The organism is Allobosea sp. ASV33 (assembly GCF_016428755.1).
Classification (GTDB): Bacteria; Pseudomonadota; Alphaproteobacteria; order Rhizobiales; family Beijerinckiaceae; genus Allobosea.
This window is the reverse complement of the sequence record NZ_JAELTI010000044.1, coordinates 25,059-40,469: the sequence shown is the minus strand read 5'-3', so window position 1 is coordinate 40,469 and position 15,411 is coordinate 25,059. Positions and strand designations below refer to the sequence as shown.

Annotated in this window: 14 protein-coding genes and 1 pseudogene; 4 read left to right on the top strand and 11 right to left on the bottom strand. The window is 65.6% G+C overall.

All coding sequences use genetic code 11. The features are described 5' to 3' along the window. Positions 1-258 precede the first annotated feature (258 nt). From JHD80_RS14535 to JHD80_RS14485, 11 genes are all read right to left on the bottom strand, one after another. Entirely contained in the window at positions 259-1,380 is a 1,122-nt protein-coding gene (locus tag JHD80_RS14535) for an alanine racemase (protein WP_199088550.1), read from the bottom strand. Next, positions 1,377-1,835: a RidA family protein gene (locus JHD80_RS14530; protein WP_199088548.1), complete on the bottom strand. Its 459-nt coding sequence runs from the start codon at positions 1,833-1,835 to the stop codon at positions 1,377-1,379. Before JHD80_RS14530 ends, JHD80_RS14535 begins: the two co-directional genes overlap by 4 nt. Positions 1,836-1,882: 47 nt before the next feature. Continuing rightward, a complete protein-coding gene (locus JHD80_RS14525; protein WP_199088546.1) occupies positions 1,883-2,392 on the bottom strand; it encodes a GNAT family N-acetyltransferase in 510 nt (169 codons plus the stop codon). A 6-nt stretch (positions 2,393-2,398) separates the two neighbouring features. Further along, positions 2,399-3,562 (bottom strand): amidohydrolase/deacetylase family metallohydrolase, encoded by a 1,164-nt coding sequence (locus tag JHD80_RS14520; RefSeq protein ID WP_199088544.1) that lies wholly within the window; start codon positions 3,560-3,562, stop codon positions 2,399-2,401. 17 nt (positions 3,563-3,579) lie between these two features. Next, positions 3,580-4,377: an FRG domain-containing protein gene (locus tag JHD80_RS14515; RefSeq protein WP_199088536.1), complete on the bottom strand. Its 798-nt coding sequence runs from the start codon at positions 4,375-4,377 to the stop codon at positions 3,580-3,582. Positions 4,378-4,414: 37 nt separating this feature from the next. After that, positions 4,415-5,347: a nitrilase-related carbon-nitrogen hydrolase gene (locus JHD80_RS14510; protein WP_199088534.1), complete on the bottom strand. Its 933-nt coding sequence runs from the start codon at positions 5,345-5,347 to the stop codon at positions 4,415-4,417. 112 nt (positions 5,348-5,459) lie between these two features. Next, entirely contained in the window at positions 5,460-6,314 is an 855-nt protein-coding gene (locus JHD80_RS14505; protein ID WP_349237271.1) for an ABC transporter permease, read from the bottom strand. A 47-nt stretch (positions 6,315-6,361) separates the two neighbouring features. Next, positions 6,362-7,303, bottom strand: coding sequence for an ABC transporter permease (locus tag JHD80_RS14500; RefSeq protein WP_199088530.1), 942 nt, complete (start codon positions 7,301-7,303; stop codon positions 6,362-6,364). Positions 7,304-7,435: 132 nt separating this feature from the next. Further along, a complete protein-coding gene (locus JHD80_RS14495; RefSeq protein ID WP_199088528.1) occupies positions 7,436-9,031 on the bottom strand; it encodes an ABC transporter substrate-binding protein in 1,596 nt (531 codons plus the stop codon). Positions 9,032-9,245: 214 nt separating this feature from the next. Further along, entirely contained in the window at positions 9,246-10,658 is a 1,413-nt protein-coding gene (locus JHD80_RS14490; RefSeq protein WP_199088526.1) for an amidase, read from the bottom strand. 11 nt (positions 10,659-10,669) lie between these two features. Continuing rightward, complete coding sequence (locus JHD80_RS14485) at positions 10,670-11,899, bottom strand: M20 family metallo-hydrolase (protein ID WP_199088524.1); 1,230 nt, start codon at positions 11,897-11,899, stop codon at positions 10,670-10,672. A 145-nt stretch (positions 11,900-12,044) separates the two neighbouring features. Here JHD80_RS14485 and JHD80_RS14480 point away from each other — a divergent pair, with 145 nt between their 5' ends. From JHD80_RS14480 to JHD80_RS14470, 4 genes and pseudogenes are all read left to right on the top strand, one after another. Beyond that, the gene (locus JHD80_RS14480; RefSeq protein ID WP_199088522.1) at positions 12,045-13,451 is read left to right on the top strand and encodes an MATE family efflux transporter; all 1,407 of its coding nucleotides are present in this window, start codon (positions 12,045-12,047) and stop codon (positions 13,449-13,451) included. 181 nt (positions 13,452-13,632) lie between these two features. Then, positions 13,633-14,394: a L,D-transpeptidase gene (locus tag JHD80_RS14475; RefSeq protein ID WP_199088520.1), complete on the top strand. Its 762-nt coding sequence runs from the start codon at positions 13,633-13,635 to the stop codon at positions 14,392-14,394. Positions 14,395-14,489: 95 nt separating this feature from the next. After that, positions 14,490-14,558, top strand: a pseudogene (locus tag JHD80_RS28720) (hypothetical protein); the annotation flags it as partial. Positions 14,559-14,631: 73 nt separating this feature from the next. Further along, entirely contained in the window at positions 14,632-15,318 is a 687-nt protein-coding gene (locus tag JHD80_RS14470; RefSeq protein ID WP_248311559.1) for a DUF2076 domain-containing protein, read from the top strand. Positions 15,319-15,411 lie beyond the last annotated feature (93 nt).

The following is a 15,411-nucleotide window of genomic DNA, read 5'->3' as shown; positions in this document are numbered from 1 at the left end:
CGATCAGGGCTTCCGGACGCCTCGAAGCCAAGGCGTCCGGCAATGTTACGATCAAAGGATCGAAGATCCTGCAGAATTGAGCCTGCAAAAATTAGAGGCCGCTCTCTGCTCAGCCCTCGTCCTGAGGAGCCGCGTCAGCGGCGTCTCGAAGAATGGTCCGGATGGTTCCGGAGCCTCCTGAAACATCCCTCGAGACGCCATTCGAAAAGGAATGGCTCCTCAGGATGAGGGCTGAGCCAAACGAGCTCTAAGCCCGACTCAGGTCAGCTTGCCGCGCGCCGCGACCGGCAATTCGCCGATCAGCTTGTCGCCGCGCACGGTAACCAGGCGATCGACCATGTTGACGACGACGCAGACATGGTTCGGCACGACCCGCACGACCTCGCCGACAAGCGGACGCTTGTTCGAAGCGGAGAGGTCAAGGAAGCCGTGTTCCTCGGCGAATTGCGCGATCCGCGCCGCCGGATATTCGAGGATATAGCCGTGGCCGTCGAGATTGCCCTTGTCGCTGGTCAGCGTCTTCGAGCCTGAATCGAGGATGCCGCGCTCCGGCCCCGCACGGCTCACCACCGTGGCGTAGACGGTCAGCGCGCAATCCTCGAGCGTCGCGACGCCCGCCGCGATCTGCATGCGATCGTTGAAGATCGAGGTGCCCGAACGATGCTCGGTCGAGCCCTTCAGCTTGCCCATGTTGGGGATGTTGGGCGAGCCGCCGGTCGAGACGATGTCGGCCTTGAGGCCAGCATCGCGCAGGCCGGCATTGGCCGTGTCGAGGAACACCTGCGTACGCTCCCAGCCATCCTCGGGCGGGTACATCAGGAAGCCGGCGAAGCGCAGGCCGGGCGAGGCCGCGACCATCTTCGCAAGCTCGACCGCCTCGCCGGGGGTCTCGACGCCGGCACGCTTGCGGCCGGTGTCGCATTCGATGACGACCTCAAGGTCGCGCCCGGCGATCTCGCCGGCGCGCGGCAGGCCGGAGATGGTGACGGGGTTGTCGGCGGCGACGATCATCCTGACGCGGCGCTGGAGCGCACCGAGACGGCCGAGCTTTTCCTCGCCGAGGATGTTGTAGCTGATCAGGATGTCGTCGATGCCGCCATCGGCCATGATCTCGGCCTCGCCGAGCTTCTGACAGGTGATGCCGCGCGCGCCGGCCTCGATCTGGAGCCGCGCCAGCTCTGGCGACTTATGCGTCTTGATATGCGGGCGGTTGGCGACGCCGGCGGCATCGCAGGCAGCCTGGAGGCGAGCGATATTGGCATCGACCTTGTCGAGATCGATGACCACGGCGGGCGTGCCGTAGACGCGGGCGATCTCGGCAGCGAGCGGGGTCGCGGCCGGCTCGTCGACTGATTTGGAGGTGGTTGCGGTCACGCTCATGGGTGCACCTTGACGATGACTTCGATCTCGACGGTCATGCGGTTCGGCAGCGAGCCCATGCCGACGGCCGAGCGGGCATGGCGGCCCCGGTCGCCGAGCACGGCGACGAAGAGGTCGGAGCAGCCGTTGATGACCTTGGGATGGTCCGAGAAATCGGGGGCGGCATTGACCATGCCGAGCAGCTTGACCACCTCGACCTTGTCGAGCGAGCCGACAGCCTTCTTCATCGCCGCGAGCAAGCCGAGGCCCGTCTGCTTGGCATGTTCATAGGCCTGCTCGATCGTGACATCGGCGCCGACCTTGCCGGTCGGATAGGTGCCGTCGGCGCGCTTGGGACCCTGGCCGGAGAGATAGATCATGTCGCCGACCTGCTTGAAGCTGACATAGGTCGCGACCGGCGTCGGCACGTCCGGCAGGGTCAGCCCCAGCTCCTTCAGCTTGTCCTCGGCGCTCATGGCGTTTCTCTCCTCACTTCAATCTTGCCCTGCCGATGCCCGCGGCATCAGCCGTTCATATCGCGGCGCATATAGCGGGCCGCATCGTCATAGCTTGCAAGCTTGCGATCAAGCGCGGGGTCATGCACCTCGCGAAAACCCTGCCGCCGCCAGAAGCCGGTCGAATCGTTGACCGCAACCAGCGCCAGGCTCGTATAGCCGGTCTCGGCTGCCTGGCGGACGATTGCGGCGACGATCGCCGCGGCCGCGCCACTGCCGCGCCCGGCAGGTAGCAAGGCGAGGTCGTGCAGGTACCAGTTCGCGATGCCGACCGGGATGCCGCCGAGCAGGGAGTTCAAGGCAGGAACCGCGCCCGCCGGCCAGGGATGGCTAACGAGATAGCCCTGAAGCGCTCCATCGCCGCCGGCCAGGACATGGCAACCTTCGGGCGCCAGGCGCAGGCGTTCGGCGAAGATTGCCTCATCCTCGGGATAGTCGGGATGCACGACGGCCGCGATCGCCATCACGGCCGGCAGGTCGGCCGGCGCCATGCGGCGCCAGCTCGTTTCGTTGGCCATGAACGCTTACGCCGCGACCTTCGGGAACTTGCTGGTCCGCTTCGGGTGCCACCACTTGCCCTTGAGCACGACGCCCTCGGATACGATCTTGCGGTCGCCGGTCAGGATCTCGCCGACGACGTCCTCATAGGCGAACTTGCCTTCCTTGACGGTGAGGATCGTCGCGTCGCCGAGCGAGCCGACCTTGAGCGAACCGTATTCCGGGCGCTTCAGCGCCATCGCCGCGTTCACGGTCGAAGCCGCGATGACGTTGTTCAGGCTCATGCCCATGCAGAGGAATTTCGACATCGTCGTGACCTGGTCATAGGCCGGGCCGTCGATGCAGAGCTTGTGCACGTCGGACGAGATCACGTCCGGCTCGAAGCCGTTGGCGAGCATGGCGCGCGTGGTCTTGAAGGAAAACGAGCCCTTGCCGTGGCCGATATCGAAGATGACGCCGCGCTTGCGGGCCGCCAGAACCTCAGGCTTCACCGTGCCCTGCGCGGTGGCCGGCGCGTTCGGGAAGGGACGGAAGGCGTGGGTCAGCACGTCGCCCGGCCGGAGCATGGCGATGACTTCCTCATAGGACGGCGGCGGATGGTCGATATGGCACATCAGGGGCATGCCGACCTCGTCGGCGACCTGCAGCGCGATGTTCAGCGGCTTGGTGCCCTGGTCGCCCGAAGCGTGCAGGCCGACGCGGACCTTGATGCCGACGATGTAGTCGCGGTTCTCGTCGGCGACCCTGGCGCAGTCGATCGGGTTCATCAGGCGCAGGTCGCCGCTCTCGCCGACCATGACGCGGTGGTCGAAGCCGTAGATGCCGGCATGGGAGACATGGAGATAGGCGAGGATGCGCGCCTGGCTCGGCTCGATGACGTGCTTGCGGAAGCCCGGCCAGTTGCCGGGGCCGGCCGAGCCGGTATCGACCGAGGTGGTGACGCCGGAGACGCGGCAGAACTCGTCGGCGTCGATGCCGAGCGAGGTGCCGCCCCAATAGACATGGGTGTGCAGGTCGATCAGGCCGGGCGAGACGATGTAGCCGGAGACGTCGCGGATTTCCTTGGCGCCCTTCAGGTCTTTGCCGAAGCCGGAGACCTTGCCGTCCGTGAAGGCGACATCGAGGATGCCGTCATGCTTCTGGGAGGGGTCGATGACGCGGCCGCCCTTCAGGATGAGATCATGAGTCATTGTATTATCCTTGAATTCTATACTGGCTTATAGTGACGCTGCAACCACTGACATAGACCATCCAACCCGGGCATAAGGACACGCTCGTTAATATTTGACTGATCAAGCTTATCTCTCACTTCCCACTTAAGACCTGATGGTATTATTATTCGGCTTATCGTAACCTTTCCGGATACATATTGCTTATTTAACCAATCATCCATCGCTAAATACGGATCACTCAAAGCCGAAAAATATGCAAATTGATTTACTATTCTATCATCAATCGCAGGAGGTTCAAAGAATACAGCAATATCGAAATTACTTGAATGCTTTGAACTTAGAACATCAATATCTCTTATCGTATCAGCAAGAACATCTGCAGAAAATATCTGCGATCCGAGTGCATTTAATTTTTGCTTATGCTCCTCCTGAAGAAGCTCGTGAACTTCTGCAAAATTCACCTTCCAAACCGCAGAATCATGGCCAAAATCGGCCATAGAACTCGTGGCAAAATGAAGCGCTATAAAAGGCGAATAAGTCCAATCCAACAACCTTGTCGGCAGCCCGTGATGCTGAGCAATACTTAGCCAATGCCACTCAGTATCTCGCTCAACAACACGGTCATGAGCGTATTTCTTAAACTGCTTAATTAGATTCTTTTCCATGTTCGGATAGGGTTTTCCCATCCTGATTATTCCATTTTCAAGTTTATACGAGCTTTTATTCAATCCCCTATAAGCAAAATTTGATCTAAATCTACTTATACTTGGATTAAACGTATCTTTGAACAATTCATCATTCAATTCATTCCAAGAATTTACGATTATATCCATTATATGCCTCAATTATTGGTTTTTATTTTATTGTACACTAAATTGAAATAGCGCCCTTGCGCTCGACGATCAGGCCATAGGCCTGGGGCTCGCGATGCTTGGCGAAGTTGAAGGTCGAGGCCTTATAGCTCTTCCCGAGATCCATGTCGCAACGGGCGACGACGAGTTCGTCGCCCTCGGTTACGGCCTGCGCCACGACCTCGCCGGTCGGCGCGATGATGCAGGAGCCGCCAATCTGATCGACGCCGGCCTCCAGCCCCGCCTTGGCGACGCCGACGACCCAGGTGGCGTTCTGATAGGCGCCGGCCTGCATCACGAGCTGGTTGTGGAAATTGCCGAGCCGGTCATGGTCCGGAGCGGGCGGATTGTGCTTGGGCGTGTTGTAGCCGAGCACGATGAGCTCCACGTCCTGCAGGCCCATCGAGCGATAGCTTTCCGGCCAGCGGCGGTCGTTGCAGATCATCATGCCGATATTGGCATCCATCGTCCGCCAGACCGGCCAGCCGAGTTCGCCCGTCTCGAAATAGCGCTTCTCCAGATTCTGGAAGGGCGCCGCGGGGCGATGCTCGGGATGCCCCGGCAGATGGATCTTGCGGTACTTGCCGACGATCGAGCCCGCCTTGTCGACGAGGATCGCGGTGTTGAAGCGGCGCTTGCGGCCCTGTTCGAAGGCGAGTTCGCAGTAGCCGAGGTGGAAGCCGATGCCGAGGCGCTTGCTCTCCTCGAAGAGCGGCGCGGTCTCGTTCGAGGGCATGGCGCTCTCGAACCAGCTATCGATCTCGGCTTCGTCGTCGATCCACCAATGCGGGAAGAAGGCGGTGAGCGCGGCCTCCGGATAGACCACGAGATCGGCGCCGTGACTCTTCGCCTGCCGCATCAGTTCGATCAGGCGGGCGACGGCCGAAGCCCGGCTTTCATCACGCTGGATGGGGCCGAGCTGGGCGGCGGCGACGGTCAGGATACGGGTCACGGCATAGACTCCGGATGAGGATCACCCTGAGGGGAAGGCTTCGATGTGCCGAGCCGGCGCGTCAAGCGCCGGCAATGCGGGGCGTGGGTTGTCCCAGCTGCGGGGCGGGCCCTCAGAGCGTCTTGGCCAGGCGCGGATCGAGGGAGTCTCTCAGGCCGTCGCCGAGCAGGTTGACGGCCAGCACGGTGATCGAGAGGAACACCGCCGGGAACAGGATGATGTGCGGCCGGACCTGCCAAAGCGCCCTGCCCTCGGCCATGATGTTGCCCCAGGACGGCGTCGCCGGCGGCACGCCCGCGCCGATGAAGGACAGGATCGCCTCGACGATCATGGCGCTGGCGCAGATATAGGTCGCCTGCACGCTCATCGGCGCGAAGGTGTTGGGCAGGATGTGGCGGAAGATGATGCGCGGCACGCGCGCACCATTCGCCACGGCAGCCTCGACATAGGGTTGCTCGCGCAAGCTGAGCACGACGCCACGCACGAGGCGCGCCACGCGGGGAATCTCCGCGACGGTGATGGCGATGATGACGTTCTGGATCGAGCCGCGCGTCAGCGCCATCAGGGCGATGGCGAGCAGGATCGGGGGGATCGACATCATGCCGTCGATGATGCGCATGATGATGCCGTCGGCCCAGCGGATGAAGCCGGCGAAGAGGCCGATCGCCAGGCCGATGACCGAGGCCAGGACCGCCACGCTGAAGCCGACGAGCAGCGAGACGCGGGCGCCATAGATCACGCGCGAATAGACGTCGCGGCCCAGCATGTCGGTGCCGAACCAGTAGAGCTCGGAGGGCACGCGGGTGCGGCGCGATGGCGAGATCGCGGTCGGATCGGTGGTCCAGAGCAGCGGCGCGAAGATGCCGATCAGCGCCATCAGGATGAGGAGCCCGCCGCCGACGGCGACGGACGGGTGCCGGCGCAGATAGCGGCGGAAGCGGGCGGCGCGGCTCAGTTCGGCCTTCACCGGCTCGGTGGCGGGAGCTGCGACGGTCGCGGGGGTCGATTGAGCGGTCAATAGCGGATCCTCGGGTCGACGAGGGTATAGGTCAGGTCGATCAGCAGGTTCACGAGCACGTAGACCAGGCTGAACATGAGCACGACGCCCTGGATGACGGGGTAGTCTCGGCGCAGGATCGCATCGACGGTGAGCCGGCCGAGGCCGGGAATGGCGAAGACGCTCTCGGTGACGACCGCGCCGCCGATCAGCAGCGCGATGCCGATGCCGATGATCGTGACGATCGGCACCGCCGCGTTCTTGAGCGAATGCAGGAAGAGCACGTCCTTCTGCGCCACGCCCTTGGCCTGGGCGGTGCGGACATAATCCTGCTGCAGCACTTCGAGCATGGTGGCGCGGGTGATGCGGGCGATCAGCGCGATATAGACGAGGCCGAGCGTGACGGCCGGCAGGATCAGGTTCCTGAGCCAGGGCCAGAAGCCTTGCGCTATCGGCGTGTAGCCCTGCACCGGCAGCCAATCGAGCTTGAGCGCGAAAAGATAGGCGAGCAGATAGCCGACGACGAAGACCGGCACGGAGAAGCCGAGCACGGCGAAGCCCATCGCCGCCTTGTCGACCCAGCTGCCGGCCTTCCAGGCCGCCACCACGCCCATCGGTACGGCGACCACGACAGCGAAGATCAGCGTCAGGACCATCAGCGACAACGTCGGCTCGATGCGCTGCGCGATGAGCTGCGTCACCGGGAGGTTGGTGAAGATCGAGGTGCCGAGATCGCCCTGGATCACCCGGAACGACCATTCGGCGAAGCGCACCAGATAAGGCCGGTCAAGGCCCAGGCTGGCGCGGATGCGCTCGACATCGGCGGGCGAGGCCTGGTCACCGGCGATGATGGCGGCGGGATCGCCCGGCGCGATATAGAGCAGCGAAAAGACGAACAACGCCACGAAGGCCATCACCGGGATGGTCGTGATGATGCGCCTGACGACGAAACTAAGCATGGGGCCGGGGGACCTCGTTCAAAGCGATAGCAGGGGCCGCGGCCCGGATTTCTTCCGGGTCGCGACGAAGCGAGGCAACGGAGCCGGAGCAGCTCCGGGAGCGCGGAGCGCCTTGCTGCTCCGCGCGGGCGATCAGCCCTTCTTGACGTCCCAGAAGAACGGCAGCGGCCCGCTGACCACGCCGGTGACGTTCTTCCGCCAGGCCTGGTAGCCGAGATAGAAGCCGGTCGGCGCGAAGACGACGTTCTCGACGGCGGCCTTGTTGAGGCGGCCCATCGCCGCCTTTTCCTCGGCCAGATCCTTGGCATTGAACCAGTTGGTGACCTCGGTCTCGACCGCGGGCACGTCCGGCCAGCCGAACCAGGCCTTGTCGCCATTGGCGCGGATCGCGGTATAGGCGGCCGGATTGATGCAGTCGGCGCCGGCATGCCAGGTGTGGAACATGCTCCAGCCGCCCTGTCCCGGAGGCGTCTTCTGGGCGCGGCGGGAGCCGACCGTGCCCCAGTCGGTGGCGACGAAATCGACGTTCATGCCGATGCTCTTGAGCAGCGAGGCGGTGACGTCGCCCATCGACTTGGTCGCGGCCATGTCCTGCGCGACGACGCAGACCACAGGCTCGCCCTTGTAGCCGGATTCCGCGAGGAGCTTCTTGGCTTCGGCAACATTGCGCTTCTTGAGGATGTCGCCGCCTTCCTCGGTGTAGAGCGGCGTGCCCGGGGTGAAGAAGCCCGGCAGCGGCTTCCAGAGCTTGTCGTCGTCGCCGACGACGGCGCGCATGTAGTCTTCCTGGTTCAGCGCCGTGAGCACCGCCTGGCGCACCTTCAGGTTGTTGAAGGGCGGGAACAGGTGGTTCATGCGGAAGGCGCCGACATTGCCCAGCGGATCGCCGATATCGACATTGATGTCCTTGTGGCCCTTGAGCACCGGCACGAGATCGGCGAGCGGGGTCTCCCACCAGTCGACCTCGCCGTTCTGGAGCGCGGCAGCAGCGGTCGCGGCGTCCGGCATGATCACCCATTCGACGCGGTCGACCAGGATGTTCTTGCCGCCGGCGAGCCAGTCCGCCTTTTCGGAGCGCGGCTTGTAGTCCGCGAATTTCTCGAACACCGCCTTGGCGCCGGGCACCCAGTCGTTACGCAGGAACTTCATCGGGCCGGAGCCGATATATTCGGTGATCTGCGTGAAGGGGTCGGTCTTGGCGATGCGCTCGGGCATCACGAAGGAACAGGGCGCGTTGTTCTTGGCCAGCGCCAGCAGCATCTTCGGGAAGGGCTGCTTCAGCGACCATTTCCAGGTCAGTTCGTCGACGGGCGCGAGCTCGACCTGGATGGCGCGCAGCATCAGGCCCATCGGATCGCGCGCCGACCAGCGCACGAGGCTGGCGACCACGTCCTTGGAGGTGACCGGCGTGCCGTCATGGAACTTGAGGCCGGAGCGCAGCTTGAAGGTCCAGGTCAAGCCGTCGGAGGAGACCTCCTCCGTCTCGACCATCTGGCGCTGCGGCTGGAACTTCGAATCGATGCCGTAAAGCGTGTCCCAGACCAGCGCAGCGGCGTTGCGGACGACGTATTGCGTTCCCCAGATCGGGTCGAAATTCGCGAGATTGGCCTGCGGTACGAAGCGTAGCGTCTTGGCTGGGCTTTGCGCCAGGGCGGGCATCGCCAGCCCGCCTGTCGCGGCGGCCATGCCGGCGCCCGTCGCGGATTTCAGAAACGTCCTGCGATCCATCATGCTCTCCCCTGAAGCGGCGCCTCTGAACGGGCTGCCTTGCCGCAAGTTTGAGCAGAAAAAATCCGCCTGACAACACGCAGCAGCACCCGCTAGAGCCCGCCAACCGCCTGCACGGTTCGTGCCAGACGGAACTTCTGCAGGGGGAACGCAGGGTTTGGGCGCCCGAAGGGGCTTTTTCGGCCCGTTCCGGGAAAAGCGAAAAAATCCGCGATTAAATCGGTTTGACCGGTTCATCCACACGGGCAAACGGACGCGCCTGCTCGAAGGCCGCGGCCGCCCGCAAAACGAGCGCATCCTTGCCGAAGGCGCCGACGATCTGGAGCCCGGCCGGCAGGCCTGCCTTGGTCAGGCCGCAAGGCACGGAGACCGCGGGCTGCTCGGTGATGTTGAACGGGTAGGTGAAAGGCGTCCAGCGCGTCCAGTCCTCGCCATAGGCGCCGTGCTCGGGCGTATCGCGCCCGACGGCGAAGGCCGGCAACGGCAAGGTCGGCGTCAGCAGCAGGTCGTATTTCTGGTGGAACTGCGCCATCCGGTAAGCCAGCGCATTGCGCTGGTTCAGGAGCGCATCGACATAGGCCGAAGCCGGGACCCGCTCTCCTTGCTCCGCTACAGCGACGAGGCCCGGGTCCATCCGCTTGCGCCCGGCGGCATCGATGCTCTTCAGCGCCAGCGCCGCGCCCGAGGACCAGAGCGTCATCAGGATCTCGATGGGATCGTCGAAACCGGGATCGACCTCCTCCACAGTCGCGCCGAGCTCGGCGAAGACCTGTGCGGCCGCAGCCGTCAGCGCGGCGATCTCGGGATCGACAGCGACGTTCTGGCCGAGGCGCGGCGACCAGGCGACGCGCAGGCCTCTCATGCTGCCCTTGAGCCCGTCGACATAATCCGGCGGGCGATCCGTGAGCGCGGTCATGTCGCGCGCGTCGGGCTGGCCGATCACCTTCATGGCGAGCGCGGTATCGGTGACGGTGCGCGCCAACGGCCCGAGATGGGCAAGGAAGCCCATGACCGAGATCGGCCAGGCCGGCACGCGGCCATAGCTCGGCTTCAGCCCAACGACGCCGGTGAAGGCGGCGGGAATGCGCACGGAGCCCGCGCCATCCGTGCCGATATGGATGCAGCCGAGATTGAGCGCGGCGCAGACCGCCGCGCCCGACGAAGAGCCACCCGGCCCGGTGCCGGTGTTCCAGGGATTGCGGGTGATGCCGGTGAGCGGCGAATCGCCGACACCCTTCCAGCCATATTCCGGCATCGTGGTCTTGCCGAGAAAGACGGTGCCGGCCTCGCGCAATCGTGCCGTGACCGGAGAATCCTCGGGAAAGGGCGCGTCGGAGGCGATGGCCGAGCCGCGCTGCATCGACCAGCCGGCGACGCCGAGATTGTCCTTGATGGTGACGGGCACGCCGTCGAGCGGGCCGATCGCCTCGCCCTTCAGCCAGCGCGCCTGCGAGGCTTCGGCCATGGCGAGCGTGACCGCCTCGTCGCGGACGGCGAAGGCGTTCACCGCAGGCTCGAAGCGCTCGATGCGGGCGAGCGTGTCCTTCGCCACCTCGACGGGGGAGAGCTGCTTGCTCGCATAGAGCGGGCCGAGCTCGGCGGCGGAAAGCGTGGCGATCGTCGTCATGAGGGGACCTCTCAGGCGTTGGCGACGCGCCAGGCCGTGGTGAGCAGGATATTCGCGCCGGCGACCATGTCGTCGTCGGTGCTGAACTCGGCCGGGTTGTGCGAGAGACCGCCGATCGAGGGAATGAACACCATCGCCGTCGGGCAGAGCCGCGCCATCATCTGGGCATCGTGGCCGGCGCCGGAGATCATGCGGCGGATCGGCAGACCGAATTCGCCCGCGCTGCGCTCGACCTCGGCGATCAGCTCTTCGGCGAAGGGCGTCGCTGGGAAGCGCGCGAGGTCGCGAAAGGAGATCTCGATGCCGTCGCGCGCGGCCAACTCGGCGCCGAAGGCGCGCACCGCGGCCTCGGCCTGGGCCAGCGGCTGATCGAGCGGATTGCGCAGGTCGAGCGTCATCACCACGGTCTCGGGCACGACATTGACGTTGCCGGGCTGGACGCGGATGACGCCGCTATTGGCGAGCTGGTTGGGAATGGTCTTGGTCAGTTCATTGGCGAAGATATTGATGCGCGCGGCGGCAAGCCCCGGGTCCTTGCGATAGGCCATCGGCGTCGTGCCGGCATGGCTCGGGCGGCCCTTCACGGTGAGTTCGAGCCAGCAGATCGCCTGGATGCCGGTGACGGCGCCAAGCCCGCCGCCCTCGTTCTCCAGCACCGGCCCCTGCTCGATATGCATCTCCAGATAGGCATGGGCCGGCAGGAAGCCCGGCTTCTCCGCGCCCTCGTAGCCGATGCGCTTCAGCTCGGCGCCCAGCCCGATGCCTTCGGAATCGACTTCCCGGTGCGCCGCCTCGACGCTCATGCCGCCGGCCCAGACATAGGAGCCGAGCATGTCCGGGTGGAAGCGCGCGCCCTCCTCGTTGGTGAAGGCGATCACCGCCATGTCGCGCTTCGGCGTCAGCCCAGCATCGCGCAAGGCGGCGAGAACCTCGACGCCGGCGACGACACCGAGCGCACCATCGAAGCGCCCGCCGGTACCGACCGTGTCGATATGCGAGCCCATGATGACGGCCGGGCCGTCCTGCTGTCCCCTCAGGATGCCGACGATATTGCCGATCGCATCCACACGGGTATCGAGGCCGAGCGCCTTCATCTGGCCGACCAGCCAGTCGCGCCCCTGCTTGTCTTCATCAGTCAGGGCGAGGCGGCGGCAGCCGCCTTCCGGCGTCGCACCGATCTTCGAAAGCTCGGCAAGGCGCGAAGTCAGTCTCGCGCCGTCGATCCTCAGATTGGTGCTCATCGGCTTACGCTCCTCCGCAGTCGGCAAGGCAAGATGCAGACCGCGGCAGCGGTTGTCGACCCGCGTCCAGCGCATCGGCTCAGGGCGGCGGAGCGCGTGGCCGCGGCTATTTCTATGCCCCGATCGGCGGTAGAAGCGGCACCCCATGTCCGCAATCGCCGAGTCCCGTCCGCATCGTCCCTGGCTTGCGGAAGCCCGCGCCATGCTGGCCCTGAGCTGGCCGATGGTGCTGACCAATGTCGCTCAGACCGCGATGACGGCGACCGACGTCATCATGATGGGCCATCTCAGCCCGGACGCGCTGGCGGCGGGCGCGCTCGGCACCAATCTCTACAATGCAGCGCTGATCTTCGGGATCGGCGCGATGGGCGCGGTCTCGCCGATGATCGCGATCGAGCTCGGCCGCAACAGGCACGCGGTGCGGGATTTGCGCCGCACGGTCCGCCAAGGTTTCTGGGCCGCGGCCACCATGGTCGGGCCGATGTGGCTCTTCCTCTGGCAGGCCGAGTTCATCCTGAGGGCGATGGGCCAGGACCCCGCCCTGTCGAGGGCCGCGGCGTCCTATATCCACACGCTGCAATGGGGCCTGCTGCCCTTCTTCCTCTATCTCTGCCTGCGCGGCTTCGTGGCCGCGCTGCAGCGGCCGCGCTGGGCCTTCATCGTCGTGCTCTTCGCGGTGGCGTTCAACGCTTTCGCCAACTGGTGCCTGATGTTCGGGCGGCTTGGCTTCCCGGCGCTCGGCCTTCCGGGATCGGGCATGGCGACGGCGCTCTCCTCGGCCCTGATGTTCCTCGGCCTCGCGCTGGTGGTCATGCTGGACCGGCGGTTCCGGCGCTACCGGGTGTTCGGTCGCTTCTGGGTGCCGGACTGGCCGCGCTACCGCGCCTTCTGGCGCATGGGCCTGCCGATCGCGCTGACGCTCGCCTTCGAATCGCTGATCTTCTACGGCGCGGCCTTCATGATGGGGCTGCTCGGGTCGACCGCGCTCGCCGCCCATGCCATCGCGATCCAGATCGCCTCGCTCGCCTTCATGGTGCCGCTCGGAATCGGCCAAGCCGGGACGGTGCGGGTCGGGCGCGCCTTCGGCTCCGGCGACAAGGAGGGCATCCGGCGCGCCGGCATGATGGCGCTGATCCTGGCACTGAGCTTCATGTGCTTCACGGCGCTCTTGATGGCGACCGTGCCGGATTGGCTGATCGCGCCCTTCCTCGACCGGTCGAAGCCCGGCGCGGAGGCGGTGGCGCAGATCGCGGCGATCTTCCTGTTCTATGCCGCCGTCTTCCAGATCGCCGACGGGGCGCAGGTTATCGGCTCCTCGATCCTGCGCGGCCTCGGCGATACGCGCCTGCCGATGATCCTCGCGGGTATCGGCTACTGGGGCATCGGCCTGCCGCTCTCGGCTGGGCTCGGCTTCCTGACCCCGCTCGCGGGCAGCGGGATCTGGATCGGGCTGGTGATCGGGCTCTCGGTCGTCGCCGTGATGATGCTGTGGCGCTGGCGGGCCCGGGAACGGCTGGGGCTGCTCAAATGGGGGCTGCACGAGGCGGCCTGAGCCGAAAGGCCGCGATCCGGCCTGTTGCCGAACGGCAACAGCGTTGCACGGACACAATTTGGCCATCTCCTGTTCACCCCACGGCCATCTCGGCAACCTTGAACGGAGGTCGTCAACGGCGCATGGAACTCTGGCGCCGTCCCGCCGTTCATTGTCGCCTGCAACGCCGAGTTTCCCGTCGATGTCCCCCGTCCAGCCGTCCGCCTCCCCCCTCGCCCGGCCGACACGCCGCGTCTTCGCCGCGCTGAGCCCGCTGTTCCTTGCGGCCTGCGTCGCGACGCAACGCCAGGAGCCGTTCGAGGTGCCGAACCGGGGGCGGCAGATCAGCGCCGAATATCTCTCGATGTATGGCGAGCGGCCCGATGAGCTGCACCCGCTGCCGGCGACGGACCTTTCCGAGGTCGATCCCCAGTTCCTGCGCCGCATCGTCTCCTACCCGACCCGCGAGCAGCCCGGCACGATCGTCGTCGATACCGACAACCGCTTCCTCTATCTCGTCCAGGAAGGCGGCAAGGCGATCCGCTACGGCATCGGCGTCGGCAAGCAGGGCATGTCCTGGCGCGGCCGCGCCACGGTCGCCCGCAAGGCGCAGTGGCCGCGCTGGACCCCCACGGCGGCGATGATCGCGCGCGAGCCGGAGCGCAATCGGCCATGGGCCGGCGGCATGGCCGGCGGCCTCGAGAACCCGCTCGGCGCCCGTGCACTCTATCTCTACCAGGGCAACCGCGACACGATGTACCGCATCCACGGCACCACCGAGCCGTGGTCGATCGGCCAGTCGGTCTCGTCGGGCTGCATCCGCCTGTTCAACCAGGACATCATCGACCTCTTCAGCCGCGTCCCGACCGGCACGACCGTCGTGGTGCTGAATCGCGGCACGCTGCAGGCGCCGTCCGACGCCGACGAGATGCCGCCGCCGGACGACGATTTCGGCAACATCTGACGCCAGCCTACGGTTGTCGCAGCGACGCCTTGATACCGTCACAGGGCGATCCCACCTCTTGAGCGCGGCGCAACCGTGCCGCCCAACGAGAGGAGATGACGATGACGCCGCAAGAACGCGACGTGATCGCCGGGATTTTCGACCGCCTGAAGCAGGCGGCCAATCAGCCCCGCGACCCCGAGGCTGAGAATTTCATCGCAGAACGCCTGCGCGAGCAGCCCTTATGCGCCCTATGCCATGGCCCAGGCGGTCTATGTGCAGGAGCAGGCGATCACCAATCTGCATCAGCAGGTCGAGAGCCTGCAGGCGCAGCTTCGCGAGGCGCAGAGCCGCGCCAGCGAGCCGGCTCAGCCGCAGGCCGGCGGCTTCCTGTCCGGCATCTTCGGCGGTGCGTCCGTGCCGCGCACCGGCTCGGTTCCGCCCGTGCCGCCGCGCGCCGATGCCGCAGCCCCCTCCTCCGCCTGGAATACCCAGCCGCAGGCTCAAGCTGCAGCCCCCGCCCAGGGCATGCCGATGCAGCCACAAGCGCCGCAGCCCGGCCCGTGGAGCAACCAGCCGCAGCAGCCGTCCCGCGGCGGCGGCTTCATGGCGAGCGCGCTGACCACCGCAGCCGGCGTCGCCGGCGGCCTGATGCTCGGCAATGTCCTGACCAACGCCTTCGGCGGCGGCAGCAAGCCTGCGGCTCAGACCGCGAGCGATACCAGCGCGACCAACCCGGCAGGGGCTACGCCGCAGCAGGCCGCCTACGAGCAGGGCGCCAACGATCAGGCGGCCTATGACAAGGGCTCCTCCGACCAGGCACAGCAGGACCGTGGCTACGGCCAGGGCTATGACGGCGAGGCCAATTACCAGAACGCGAGCCAGGACGACGACAACGATCCCGGCTTCGACGATGGCGGCGGGGACGACGACAGCTGGGTCTGACCCGGCCGCGCCTGCCCTTCGAGGAATCGATCACCCCTATCAGCCCGCCTCTCCGAGGCGGGCTTTTTGCTGTCTGCGCCATCCTGTCACCGA